At 55.2% G+C, this 11,810-nt stretch carries 13 protein-coding genes; 7 read left to right on the top strand and 6 right to left on the bottom strand.

Annotation, left to right across the window (positions count from 1 at the left end; translation table 11 throughout):
• Positions 1-84: 84 nt before the first annotated feature.
• Positions 85-1,059 carry a metal ABC transporter solute-binding protein, Zn/Mn family gene (locus tag Q8W32_RS03020; RefSeq protein WP_305413651.1) on the bottom strand — a complete coding sequence of 325 codons (975 nt, stop codon included), beginning with the start codon at positions 1,057-1,059 and terminating at the stop codon, positions 85-87.
• Between the two features lie 57 nt (positions 1,060-1,116).
• On the opposite strand from Q8W32_RS03020, the gene Q8W32_RS03015 reads away from it, so the two are divergent.
• The 3 genes from Q8W32_RS03015 to znuB are packed head-to-tail and all read left to right on the top strand — an operon-like array spanning position 1,117 to position 3,174.
• The gene (locus Q8W32_RS03015) at positions 1,117-1,620 is read left to right on the top strand and encodes a Fur family transcriptional regulator (protein WP_303431312.1); all 504 of its coding nucleotides are present in this window, start codon (positions 1,117-1,119) and stop codon (positions 1,618-1,620) included.
• A complete protein-coding gene (locus Q8W32_RS03010; protein WP_305413650.1) occupies positions 1,613-2,380 on the top strand; it encodes an ATP-binding cassette domain-containing protein in 768 nt (255 codons plus the stop codon). Before Q8W32_RS03015 ends, Q8W32_RS03010 begins: the two co-directional genes overlap by 8 nt.
• The gene (gene znuB / locus Q8W32_RS03005; protein WP_305413648.1) at positions 2,377-3,174 is read left to right on the top strand and encodes a zinc ABC transporter permease subunit ZnuB; all 798 of its coding nucleotides are present in this window, start codon (positions 2,377-2,379) and stop codon (positions 3,172-3,174) included. The genes Q8W32_RS03010 and znuB overlap by 4 nt, the downstream gene beginning before the upstream one ends.
• 56 nt (positions 3,175-3,230) lie before the next feature.
• Here the strand turns inward: znuB and Q8W32_RS03000 are convergent, their stop codons facing one another.
• Complete coding sequence (locus tag Q8W32_RS03000; protein WP_303431309.1) at positions 3,231-3,869, bottom strand: SCO family protein; 639 nt, start codon at positions 3,867-3,869, stop codon at positions 3,231-3,233.
• Positions 3,870-3,907: 38 nt separating this feature from the next.
• Between Q8W32_RS03000 and Q8W32_RS02995 the strand changes: the two genes are divergently transcribed.
• Together Q8W32_RS02995 and Q8W32_RS02990 are read left to right on the top strand one after the other, a co-directional pair.
• Positions 3,908-5,326 carry an MATE family efflux transporter gene (locus tag Q8W32_RS02995; RefSeq protein WP_305413646.1) on the top strand — a complete coding sequence of 473 codons (1,419 nt, stop codon included), beginning with the start codon at positions 3,908-3,910 and terminating at the stop codon, positions 5,324-5,326.
• A 97-nt stretch (positions 5,327-5,423) separates the two neighbouring features.
• The gene (locus tag Q8W32_RS02990; RefSeq protein WP_303431307.1) at positions 5,424-6,014 is read left to right on the top strand and encodes a hypothetical protein; all 591 of its coding nucleotides are present in this window, start codon (positions 5,424-5,426) and stop codon (positions 6,012-6,014) included.
• On the opposite strand, the gene Q8W32_RS02985 is transcribed toward Q8W32_RS02990, so the two are convergent.
• Entirely contained in the window at positions 6,011-6,928 is a 918-nt protein-coding gene (locus tag Q8W32_RS02985) for a LysR family transcriptional regulator (protein WP_305413644.1), read from the bottom strand. The two genes, Q8W32_RS02990 and Q8W32_RS02985, sit on opposite strands and share 4 nt — an antisense overlap.
• Positions 6,929-7,108: 180 nt before the next feature.
• Between Q8W32_RS02985 and Q8W32_RS02980 the strand changes: the two genes are divergently transcribed.
• Positions 7,109-7,648, top strand: a complete 540-nt coding sequence (locus Q8W32_RS02980; protein ID WP_305413643.1) for a cytochrome b — start codon at positions 7,109-7,111, stop codon at positions 7,646-7,648.
• Between the two features lie 77 nt (positions 7,649-7,725).
• Entirely contained in the window at positions 7,726-8,295 is a 570-nt protein-coding gene (locus Q8W32_RS02975; RefSeq protein ID WP_303431304.1) for a YceI family protein, read from the top strand.
• A 43-nt stretch (positions 8,296-8,338) separates the two neighbouring features.
• Here Q8W32_RS02975 and Q8W32_RS02970 read toward each other — a convergent pair whose 3' ends face one another.
• The 3 genes from Q8W32_RS02970 to Q8W32_RS02960 all read right to left on the bottom strand — a co-directional run bounded on the left by Q8W32_RS02970 (position 8,339) and on the right by Q8W32_RS02960 (position 11,807).
• Complete coding sequence (locus Q8W32_RS02970; protein WP_303431303.1) at positions 8,339-9,406, bottom strand: hypothetical protein; 1,068 nt, start codon at positions 9,404-9,406, stop codon at positions 8,339-8,341.
• Positions 9,407-9,409: 3 nt separating this feature from the next.
• Positions 9,410-10,042, bottom strand: a complete 633-nt coding sequence (locus Q8W32_RS02965) for a penicillin-binding protein activator LpoB (RefSeq protein ID WP_305413641.1) — start codon at positions 10,040-10,042, stop codon at positions 9,410-9,412.
• 79 nt (positions 10,043-10,121) lie between these two features.
• Positions 10,122-11,807 (bottom strand): hypothetical protein, encoded by a 1,686-nt coding sequence (locus Q8W32_RS02960; protein ID WP_303431299.1) that lies wholly within the window; start codon positions 11,805-11,807, stop codon positions 10,122-10,124.
• Positions 11,808-11,810 lie beyond the last annotated feature (3 nt).

Below are 11,810 nucleotides of genomic sequence, written 5' to 3'. Positions count from 1 at the left end.
CCTCAAGCAAGGGTCATCCACGCAGGGAATTGCCGGGTCTGCGCCATAAGCCCAAACCCGGGGTAAAACAACGATCAGCCATGATTATTCATGGTGGTGATCGGGTTCATGATGATGGTGGTGATCACTCGCTTCGTCTTCCGGATCATCCGGGCCCGGCGACGCCTTGTCGATCTCGGTTTCCCACTCCAGAACACCGGCCTTATCCATTGCAACCGCTTCCAGACAAGTCCTGGCGCGGTGTGCCATATCCATCAAGAGTGCAGGATAGGCATCGCTGGCAATCTCGACTTGCAGCCCCATCGGATCCAGTTCACCACGACCGACCGTAATGCCTTCAACAATACGATCCACCAAGGCCGGTGAGAATTCCGGTTCACTGAAGACGCAGACCACCTCACCACTCATTAACTGTGAACGCATGGTCTGCAAGGTGCGGATACCCGGCTTCTGTTCCGGGCTAAGGGTGAAATAACCCACCTGGTTCAAGCCCAGTGCCGCGACCCAATGGTCGTAGGCGCGGTGAAAAACAAAAAAGCCACGCTGCCGCACAGGGGCCAACAGGGTTCGGCTTTCGTCCACCGCCAGATCGACGGCTGCGGCAAAGGTTGCCGAATCTCGCCCGACCTGCTCTGCCAGCTGCTGCTGCGCCAACTTCATAACGCTGGGCGACAGCCACCAGTGAGGGTCCTGGATCGGGCTGTCTTGCCCCAGTTCCGCCACGTTGATCCATATTTTGTCGGGCCAGCGGTTGGCAAAGCCTTTCAGGTACGGCTCAGTCACCGGCCCGGCCCACAGAATAATGTCAGCATTCTGGATCAGGTCGATATCCGAAGGGCGCAGGGCAAAATCATGGGGTGTCATCCCCGGAGGCACCAGCACATTCAGCCGCTCTGCCGGAACGACAGAAGCCGCGACCAGCGCCAGCGGGTGCACACTGGCCAACACGGATGGCATCCGGCTTTCGGATGTAAGGGCATCGTCCATATCTGCAGCGGCAAACGCTGGTGTGGAGGCGCCAAGAAGTACCAATAACAGTAAAAATATCACTTTGTTCATTGTGTCTCGTTCAGTCTTTCGTAATATTGCAACATTATAACCTAAGGTTGACCTTCCATGAGTCAGAATGTGTACCAACCCCACAATCATTCGCATTGTGTCGCCAATGCGCTGAGCCAGGCCCAATCCTTGTGCCATGACAAGGGAGCACGCCTGACCAAAGTCCGCCAACGGGTGCTGGAACTGATCTGGCAAAGCCATAAGCCGGTTGGTGCCTATGAACTGCTGCCAGCCCTAGCCAATGATGGCTTCAACTCTGCACCTCCGACGGTGTACCGGGCGCTGGATTTCTTGCTCGATCTGGGACTGGTACACCGGCTGCATTCATTAAATGCCTATGTAGGCTGTAATCATCCGGGAGCCAATCACCCAGTGTGCTTTTTTATCTGTGAACACTGTGGCCAGGCCCAGGAGCTGCCCAACGACAAGCTGAATGCATTAACCCGACAAGTCGAACAGGTGCTGGGAGTGCAGGTGCACCACCAGTTGACCGAACTGACCGGCTTATGCCCGAGCTGTCAGCCAGCATCTGGGGAAACCACGGCCAATGATCATGCCTGATCGTCCTCTGCTATTAAAAGCGACTGGTTTGAATCTCAAGCGTCGTCATAAACAGGTGCTGACGGATATTTCCCTGGAGCTGCACGCCGGCGAGATTCTGACCCTGATCGGCCCTAATGGCTGTGGTAAATCGACCCTGATCCGTATTTTACTGGGGCTGGAGAAGGTCGACTCCGGCTCCGTTTGGCGTCGCAAGCCGCTGACGATTGGTTATATGCCACAGCATCTGCAACTGGAACCAAGGTTGCCTCTCACCGTACTCGGTTTTCTGCGTCTGGCTCGCAGTGCACAGGACAGTGCCATTCATGGCTGGCTCAATCGCCTGGGTATTCAGCTCCTAGTCAATCAGGATATCCAGGACTTGTCCGGTGGCGAATGGCAGCGCGTCTTGCTGGCCCGGGCCCTGCTGCTGAAACCCGACCTGTTGGTACTGGATGAGCCTGTGCAAGGGGTCGACGTCCAGGGGCAGCATGAGCTCTACCGGCTGATCCCAACATTGCGTGACGAACTCGGCTGTGGGGTGCTGATGATTTCCCACGATTTGCATCTGGTCATGGCAGCGACGGATGAAGTGATCTGTATGAATGGCCATATTTGTTGTTCCGGCCATCCCGACCTGGTCTCCGTCAGTGATGCTTACCAACAACTGTTTGGCCAACGTACGGCGCCAATCGCTCACTACACCCATCACCATGACCACCAGCATTGCCTCGTTGGCCATACCGATGACGACCCAACAGCGGAAACCCGCCAGCCATGAATGCACTGATGATATCTTACTGGTGGTTAATGCCATTACTCAGCGGCTTGTTGCTCTCCTGCGTCACCGGGCCTCTGGGCAGCTTTGTTGTATGGCGACGCATGGCGTTTTTCGGCGACACCCTGGCCCATGGCGCGCTGCTAGGCATTACCCTGGGTGTGATTTCCGATATCAACCCGACCCTGGCCTTGCTGCTCAGCTCGGTGATACTGGCCTTGTTACTGTATCCGATGCAACGTATTGCCTCTCTGTCTTCGGATACGTTACTGGGGATTATTTCGCACAGCATGCTGGCCGTTGGACTCGTCGTTCTGAGTCTGGCCCATGATGTGCGAGTGGATCTGATGGGTTATTTGTTTGGTGATCTACTGGCTGTCACCAGCACCGATACACTGATGGTAGCGATAGCGGCTGTAATCTGTATCGGCCTGATTATCTGGCAATGGCGCGGCTTGCTGGCAACGACTGTCAGCCCGGAGCTGGCCGCTATTGATGGCTACCCGGTGGCTCGACTGCAATTATTACTGATTCTGATGCTGGCGCTGGTGATTGCCCTGGCCATGAAAATTGTTGGCATTCTGCTGGTCAGCGCCATGCTGATTATCCCGCCAGCAGCAGCTCGCAGTTTATCCCGCACCCCTGAGCAGATGGCCCTGTTCGCCAGTCTGATCGGGTTGGTATCGGTACTGATGGGCATGTCGGCCTCGTTCTGGTGGGACACCCCCGCTGGCCCCAGTGTTGTCGTCGCGGCCACCCTGCTGTTTGTTGCCAGCACCGCCGTTAACCGGCGGTGAGGTTCTTTTCGTATCGTACTGTAACGTACTGTACCGGGCCAATATCCGCCATTTTGTTATCTATCAACAATAGCCGTCAAAATCGGGATTAAGCGGTCAGGCCGGAATGGCGGTTCGATATAACCACGAAACTGCCAATCCGCATCGACCAGCATCAGGTTGGCCGAATGATCCATCAGATACGGCGCATCACCACGATCAACCCTGGCATAAAATCCGTTGATTTCCTGCGCCAGCAATGACAAGGCCTGGGGATTACCCGTCAGCCCTACAAACGCTGGATTAAAATATTGCAGGTAAGGTGCCAGACTGGCCGGCCGGTCGCGCTGAGGATCTACCGACACGAAGACCACTTCCAGATGCTGAAGCGTCTCGTCAGGCAATGCCTTCCACACCCGATTCAGGTCCGCCAATGTGGTCGGGCAAATATCCGGACAGAACGTATAGCCAAAAAACACCAGCTTCCAGCCAGAAGAGAAACTGCGTTGATCACGCCGCTCACCATGCTGGTCAATAAATTCGAAGTCTGAAACTGGACTGCCGCTCTGGAATAACATCATGCCACTGGTAGAACCCAATCGAGTAGCAGGGTCGGTCAGACGAGCTGCCAATGTGCCCACTACAGCCGATACAGCCAACACCACGAAGAGTAAGATAGCGCCGAGACGAGACGCTGAAGACACCCGGTTGTTCATTGTCATTCTCCTGTTTCTGAGTATTGAGTATATCAGTCATGTCATTGACACCTGCTGCCCCTGCGACTGGCTGGGCCGCGACACAAGGTCGCATTCTGACCATTGCCTGGCCAGTTATGTTAAGCAATATCACCGTCCCGTTACTGGGACTGGTCGACAGTGCCATTCTGGGGCATCTACCTGATGCAGCGTATCTTGGTGCGGTGTCGATTGGCGCTCAACTTTTTACACTGCTGTGCTGGAGCTTCGGTTTTCTGCGCATGGGCACAACAGCCCTGACAGCTCGCAGTCGCTCGGCCACAGAGCAGGTTGATGTGTTGGGGCATGCATTCTGGCTGGCCATCCCCCTGAGTGCCATTATTGGCCTGTGTGGCTGGTTGCTGTTACCTCTGGTGATTCCCTGGATGGGAGCCACTCCTGCCGTATCAGATGGCGCCCAGCTGTACCTCAGTATTCGGGTGATCTCGGTACCGGCTGTTTTTGCTCAATACGCTCTGCTGGGCTGGTTTATTGGTCGAGGCCAGACCCGCGTACCACTGATCATCATGACCATCACCAATCTGGCCAACGGCGGTCTCGACGCCCTGTTTGTCTATGGTATGGATATGACCACCGACGGCGTGGCTTTCGGTAGCGTGATGGCTGATTATATCGGTCTTGCCACTGGTCTCTGGTTTGTTTTGCGACAAACAAACAGTGCCGATCAACCCCTGCTCCTCCGGGCCAAACAGTATTGGCTCCAGCGCCCTTCCTGGCAGCAACTGCAACCCATGATCCGCATCAACCACCAGCTGTTTGTCCGTACCTTGACCCTATTATTGCTGTTTGCATTTTTTAACGCCCAGGGGGCACGTCAGGGAGAGCTGATTCTGGCGGCCAACAGCCTGATCATCACCTTACTGATGCTGATTTCCAATGCCCTCGATGGCATCGCTCACGCCGCGGAAAGCCTGACCGGGCAAACCCTGGCACAAGCGTCTGCCAGCCAAACCACACACAAGTCGCCCCCACCCACTCAGACGCAGCAGGATCAGTCTGCCAATGTTCGTCGTATCATTCTGATTACTGGCGTCAATTCCGTATTACTCGCCGTATTGCTGAGCCTGCTTTTTGCCGCAGCAGGCAGCTGGTTATGGCCACTGCTCACTGATAATACGGCACTGCTGCCTCTGCTGGACGAGTATCAAATCTGGCTGGTCGGATTACCCCTGGCAGGCTTCTGGAGTTACTGGCTGGATGGTTTGTGTATCGGTGCCGGGGCCACTCATACCATGCGTAATGCCATGTTGGCTGCAGCCTTGCTGGTCTTTATGCCGCTCTGGTGGCTGACCACGGATCTGGGTAATACCGGCTTGTGGCTAAGTTTTTACGCCTTTCTGTTGGCCCGGGCGGTATTTGTGACCCGGTTCGCAATTCAGCTCTATCGCCAACCTGTCTCTTTCGCACCGGCCCACTAATCGACTGGCCAGTTTGCCAATCTTGGCTATACTTTTTTTATCAGCTCAATTTGAAATCAGTAAGTAATTGATTTTATTGATATAAAAAGAATCAGAGGTGAAAATGACACCCATGGCCCACCGCCTGCGAGAACAGCACAACCACCTGCCTGCATCGGAACTGGAAATGCGTATTACTGCCAACCTCAATAATCTGAGCCGTATTGTCCACCTCGCCAGCGAGGCCGCTGTCAGCCAACTATCCCAATACAGTATGGCTTACTGTGTTTACCAGCGCCTGATTCAGGACCAGCTTGAGCAACGGGCGCCACGTCTGTATCAGCGTATCGAACACAACTTGCCCTACCTGGATCGCTCGCTCCCGGCAAACACCTCTGCCAATATGGTCTCACTATGCCACGCCTATTTTACCCTGAGGATGCTGGAAGCCTGCAGCGATGCGTTTATTCATCACCATGGCCGGCCCTTGCTGGATCATGACCCGTCAACCGCCAATATTGTGATTCATACGCTACTGGGGGACGATGCGCTCCGGATTGACGCACAAGTCGATGCATTGACCTACTGCCCGGATCAGTTGGTGCGCCAATATCCCGCGATCGCCACAACCCGCTCAACCATCACCCGCATCTGCCAACCCTGGCCTTGTCTGTCGGCCAAACTAGGTACCCCGAGCCAGTTACTCTAGCGCGGGTGGCTTATCGCACGGGCTGCCATGAGCTGCAATCGCTCAACAATAAATTTCTGTAACGCCTGAATTCTGCCACTCCCACGCATATCCTTGTGGTACACGAACCACATATACGACGGCTCCATTACAACGCCAAAGTCGACCTGCTGCAGTGACGCATCACGGCTGCCTATCCGTTGCAAAGCCCCTACCGGGCCAATGCCCATCCCTGCCGACACCGCAGAGTGAATATCGGTAAAGCTGTTGCTCTCAAACACAATTTGCCGGCTATCCAGGGCTGCCAACAATTGCCGAATACCGGGAATATGCCGCTTGTTACCCGATGGCAACACCCATTGATGACGATTCACATCAACCAGCGAGGCCGGCATGCCATAACGCTGGATATAACGGTCGGCGGCGTAGAATTCCATCTCAACCGGTAACAGTTTCCGTGCAATCAAATCCGGCTCTTGTGGCTGCTGCCCCATCCGGATCGCCACATGCACATCACCACTGGCCAGCGACATCTTATCGTCCGTTGCCACCAGCTGAACCCGGGTTTGTGGATACTGCTCGCGAAAGTCATGCAACAAGGGGGCAAAAAACAACGAAAAATCCGACACCGTTGAAATCCGCAACGTCCCTGGTGGCGATGCATCAAACGCCGTCAGACTCGTCTGCAGTCGCAGCATTTCATCAGCAACCGGTTGCATACGTTCCCGCATCAGTTGCCCTGCATCGGTGAGTCGATAACCTCGCTGATGGCGGATAAACAGCTTTACCCCTAACTGCTGTTCCAGGCGTGAGAGGCGGCGCAGCACGGTCGAGTGATTCACCCCCAGTTGCTCCGCGGTTTGACTCAACGTCCCGACTTCCGCCACTCGATACGCAACGTATAAATCGTCCCAACTGAAGCTATCTTTTTGCACAGCTTATTACTCCCATCCCTTTAGTTCTGTGCATTTTTGCACAATAGTTGTCGAGTAATCGCTCTGTTTGGCGTATTCAATTGTACGTAATGTATAGCGTTATCATTTACCTTGAAAATGGCGACATCAGCACTCCCTGATGCAGTGCCGAATCAACCCGAGCTGAACAGAGAACCTGCCATGATCCTAAATACCCCGAATCGCTACGGACTGGTTGCCATTGTCCTGCACTGGCTGATGGCGCTGGGAGTGATTGGCATGTTCGGGCTTGGCCTTTATATGGTTGAGCTGACCTATTACGACAACTGGTATCACGGCTCACTGGAATTCCATAAAGCCGTGGGCGTGCTGTTGGCGCTGGTCTTTCTTGCCCGCCTGATCTGGCGTCAGTTCAACACCGTCCCCACCGGTCTGGCGGACAAGGCCATTGCAAACAAAGCCGCCCATTGGATGCACTTGGGTTTGTATCTGGTGATGGCGGCGCTGTTTGTCAGCGGCTACCTGATTTCGACCGCCGATGGCCGGGCGGTGGACGTTTTTGGTCTGTTTTCTGTGCCCGCCACCCTCACAGACCGCGGCAGCCAGGAAGAAATTGCCGGACAGATTCATGAGCTGCTGGCGTGGTCACTGGCCGGCATGGTGGCGCTGCATGCCCTTGCAGCCCTGAAACATCATGTCATCAACAAGGACAACACCCTGAAACGCATGCTGCGGCCATAAGACCGACAGCATCCATACACGCGATTGAATACACCATTTAATGAACGACTGACGATCCCCGGATCAAGGACCCCACTATGAAAAAACTGCTTATTGCTCTGTCCGTATCTGCCGCGGCCATGACCGCTACCGTCGCCAACGCGGCGGAGTACATTGTGGATACCAAGGGTGCCCATGCCTCCATCCAGTTCAAGGTCAAACACCTGGGTTACAGCTGGCTGACCGGCCGCTTTAATACCTTTGAAGGCAACTTCGACTGGGACAAAACCAAACCGGCGAATACCGAGATCGAAATCAAGATTGATACCGCCTCAATCGACTCCAACCATGCCGAGCGTGACAAACACCTGCGCAGCAAAGACTTCCTGTCTACCGACCAGTACCCCACGGCGTCGTTCAAAAGCACCGGTTATAAACCAACAGGGGCTGGCACTGGCGAACTGAGCGGTGATTTTAATTTCCATGGCGTCACCAAAAGCATTACCTTTCCAGTCAGCCAGGTTGGTGAAGGTGATGATCCATGGGGTGGCTACCGTGCCGGCTTCAGTGGCTCAACCACGATCATGCTGAAGGACTACAAAATGGATGGCCCGCTGGGGAATCTGCCCGTCGATCTGGAGCTGTATATCGAAGGTATTCGTCAGTAAGGCAACGGGATACCGGCTCCTGTTGCAGGAGCCGGTATCTGTTTTAGCGCAACCGCTCCGCCAGGGTTTTGGCCAATTCCTGTTGCAACTGGTCGGCCACAGCACTCGCAGCCCCCTGCCAGGCCTTGGTTTCCAGCCCGGATACACCTCGCGCTGTGTCACTGAATGACGACAACACCCGGCTCTGACTATCCGCAATGGTGATACGCGCCTGCACAAAGGCATAAAAACGGCCGCCCTGCTGTCGCGAACTGCGTTCAGCACTGACCGCAAAAACCAGATCGGTATTACCCTGGGTCTGTACCCGCAAGCCCTGTGATGCCAGCGTTTCGATCAGTTCACCCTGCATCAGGCGGGCATCGTCATTGTCAAAGGATATCCGTACCGTCAACTGATCCAGCAAGCTATAAACCCGTTGCTGCAAGGCTTGATGCTCTGCAGACAGTGCCGGGATCTGATGCTGGACACTGACCAGCCCGAGTTTGTCAGCAAAGGCCTGGCGCTCGGCTATCAGCCCCAATACCGGCAACATCACACGCAGCTGCTGCAAGGTATCGCCTTGCGGCGCAACATCGGTGTACTGGTCCAGCTGCTGTTCTATTTCCGACATCTGCTGGCGCAAGCGGGCTGCTGCCGCGGTGCGATCCAGTTCTGCCAACGCGTAAGCATAACCGCCCGCGACGGAGGCATCGGTAATCGTTACCTCGTCCAGCTGTACCTCAGCCACCTGACTGCGGGCGTATTGACTGACATTACGCTGCACCCGGGTTTCCTTGTCGCTGCCTGATGTTTCTGTCACCGTCGACGAAAAATCACCGCTGATTGTCACCCGTAACTGGCTGACCAGATCAACCCGCGCCAGCTCGCTGGCACGCTTGATGGCACTGACCGGGTCGCCATACACCTCGATACTGCCAACCCCGTACGCCATCCCGGCAGCAGAAGGTGGCGTCAGTGCCCAGTCCGGCATGCCGTCTGGCCGCTGGCCGGTGCTGGTCTCCGCCAGGCTGTCTGTTGTTTGCCTGGGCGTGGAGGCACACGCCACCAGCAGCAGACAACAGCTTGCCGCCGCCAGGTTTTTGAACATCGAGAGGCGTGTTTGATTAGTCATGAATTACAGCCCGAATGACGACTTTTTCTGATATTTCTGAATCTTCTTCTGACCATTCCAGACCTCGATATTGGACTCCATATCGATCAGTTTCAGATCCACCTGATAAAAAGTGACACGCTCTTTATCGGCCTGGTCCACGATCGAATTCAGCGTCCCGGACAGCGCATAATCCGCGGCTTTTTCTTGCCCTTGCGACTTGGCGTCCTTGGCATTCAGCTCCTGATCCGAACGTTCATCCCGTACCGATTCACGCTCTTCGCCACTCGCCACAAAACTGGCTTTACCGGAGCGGATAATGCTGCGCTTGATGTCGTTGATAAAGGTATCGACGGCAATATGCTCGTGGGATTTATTGCTGATACGCTGGATAATCACCGTCGGGTTGCGACCATGATCCATTTCAAATTCGGTCGCCCAGGGGAACGACACCATGTCGGTCACCATTTCTTCGGCCACCAGGCGAGAGTCGGTCGCATTCCAGCGATCACTCAAGGCGATCTCTTCGTTGCTGTCGACCCGCTTGACTTCGGTACTACCACAACCACTCACTGCAGCCGTGGCAAGTACCACACAACCGAGTAACACCGTCCGTGGTGATGTGATCAACGGGGACGTGCGAAATCTACTAAACATGGTCATCCTCTCCCTTTTCGACAACTATTTGCCGGTCTGAATTGATCATCGGCGCACTGCCAATCATAACAGGCGCCGATTATTTGCTTGTTGATATATTCCCCAGCGACCGTACCTGCCACAAGGCAATCTCGCCCGCCTGTAATGTCATCCGGGTTTGATGACGGTCGACCACTCCAGGTTCCAGTGTCGACGTCAGTGTCAGTTCATTATCGCCAGCGGGCAGCATCACCCGGCGGATACGAATATCGTTGGGCAACAGCAACCAGCTGCGGGTTTCCGCGGCTTCGGTTAATTGCGCGGCCATTTTGCCAATAAACGACACCAGCCCCTGTGAATCCACACTGTCACCCACCGCCTGGGCCGAGACGGCTTTCAAGGCTGAGCGCGCCAGTGCTTGCTGGATGTCTGCCGAAGAGTGCAGCAAGCGTTGCTGCAGTGCCAGCTGGGCTGGACTGGCCGCCTTGTCCATCACCAACGACTGCTCCTGACCGGAAGTGTTCACCGTCAAGGTAGAGCCTCCCAATGGCGTGATACGTCGATAGTAAGGCACAGTTACCCGTAACGAAGAACCAATCGCCTTGTCGAGACCGAGGCTTTCCAGCTGTTGCCAGGCCGGCCCGAGCAATATGGTCTTGGTAAACGGGCTAAAGCTGAAACCATACTGCGTGCCATCCAGATACGCCGTCAGGATGTTGTAAACACCCTTGTCGGAGTAGAGCAAATAGAACCAGGCCCAGGCATCCGAGTCATTGGCCAACAAATAGGGCTGCAGCTTGAGTGAACGGGTATACGGGTCGGCCCACATATTGACGTTGAGTTCTTCCAGCTCCGGGGCCAGCCCTTTGTGTTCAATCACAACCACCTGCGCCTGCTGCGGATCAAACTGCTCCAGCTGCTGACGCTGGGCCGAGGTCAGCTTGTCCTGTTTCAGGCGCGCCAGTTCGGAATCGTAGCCACCAGCCAGGGCCATCATCCGGGCACTATCCAGCCAGGCTTGCTGAGCCATGCCGTTACCCAGCCGATATTGTTTGGCGTAGCCCTGCTCATAGGTTTCCGCGGCACGCTGGTAGCTGATACGGGCGTCATCGTACTCGCGATTCATTTCAAAACTGAGGCCGGTGAGGTAATGCGCCAACGCATCATCTCGATACGTGAGGTTATCTTCGTTGATCACACTGCCGGATAACGCACTGAATACGTCGTTCAGCAGCGCGAGCGTACCGCTGTCCTGTTCGGCTTGCTCGGCGTAACTGCCCTGCTGGTCTCGCATATCATTCAGTTTGAGAATCAAGCGCCGCGCTTCAACCCGGGCACCATCCAGGGCATCCAGGCGTTCATTACGACCTTCCTGCCCAGCGGCCAACGCCAGATAGTTCAGTGCCTTGAAATAATTGATCAACAGTTTTTCGTGGGGTTGGCCAGCGTAGTCCGCCTGCCGGGCATTACTGAACATTGCCAGTGTGCTGTTTACCAGACTGGTGGTTTCCAGCTGTTCACTGATACGTTCAGCCTGTTCGAAGGCCTGATTGCTGCCGCGATAATCGGCATTCAGGTGGCGGATCACGCCAAGTTCGAGGTAATAGAGCAAGCGGTCACTGCCGCCAGGAGAAAGCGCCTGCTTGAGCTGCGCTTCTGACGCAGCAAAATTGCCTTGCTTGACGTCTTCCAATACTGCGCCCAGACCGGCCCCATACGTGGCGCAGCCTTGCAGCAACAGCAAGAATAATATCGGCAATATATTGCGCACCTGCCACTTGATCACAAC

Origin of the sequence: Oceanobacter sp. 3_MG-2023, from assembly GCF_030688925.1 — a bacterium.
In the GTDB taxonomy this organism is placed as follows: domain Bacteria; phylum Pseudomonadota; class Gammaproteobacteria; order Pseudomonadales; family Oceanobacteraceae; genus Oceanobacter.
The sequence above is the reverse complement of the archived record's forward strand: the minus strand, read 5'-3'. Positions and strand labels throughout refer to the sequence as shown.

Excerpts from the sequence above, each read along its gene's own strand:
- Q8W32_RS02965 (WP_305413641.1), bottom strand. The coding sequence starts at position 10,042 with ATGTTTAGTAGATTTCGCACGTCCCCGTTGATCACATCACCACGGACG.
- Q8W32_RS03000 (WP_303431309.1), bottom strand. The coding sequence starts at position 3,869 with ATGAACAACCGGGTGTCTTCAGCGTCTCGTCTCGGCGCTATCTTACTC.
- Q8W32_RS03015 (WP_303431312.1), top strand. The coding sequence starts at position 1,117 with ATGAGTCAGAATGTGTACCAACCCCACAATCATTCGCATTGTGTCGCC.
- Q8W32_RS02975 (WP_303431304.1), top strand. The coding sequence starts at position 7,726 with ATGAAAAAACTGCTTATTGCTCTGTCCGTATCTGCCGCGGCCATGACC.
- Q8W32_RS02980 (WP_305413643.1), top strand. The coding sequence starts at position 7,109 with ATGATCCTAAATACCCCGAATCGCTACGGACTGGTTGCCATTGTCCTG.
- Q8W32_RS03010 (WP_305413650.1), top strand. The coding sequence starts at position 1,613 with ATGCCTGATCGTCCTCTGCTATTAAAAGCGACTGGTTTGAATCTCAAG.
- Q8W32_RS02970 (WP_303431303.1), bottom strand. The coding sequence starts at position 9,406 with ATGACTAATCAAACACGCCTCTCGATGTTCAAAAACCTGGCGGCGGCA.
- Q8W32_RS03020 (WP_305413651.1), bottom strand. The coding sequence starts at position 1,059 with ATGAACAAAGTGATATTTTTACTGTTATTGGTACTTCTTGGCGCCTCC.
- Q8W32_RS02995 (WP_305413646.1), top strand. The coding sequence starts at position 3,908 with ATGTCATTGACACCTGCTGCCCCTGCGACTGGCTGGGCCGCGACACAA.
- znuB (WP_305413648.1), top strand. The coding sequence starts at position 2,377 with ATGAATGCACTGATGATATCTTACTGGTGGTTAATGCCATTACTCAGC.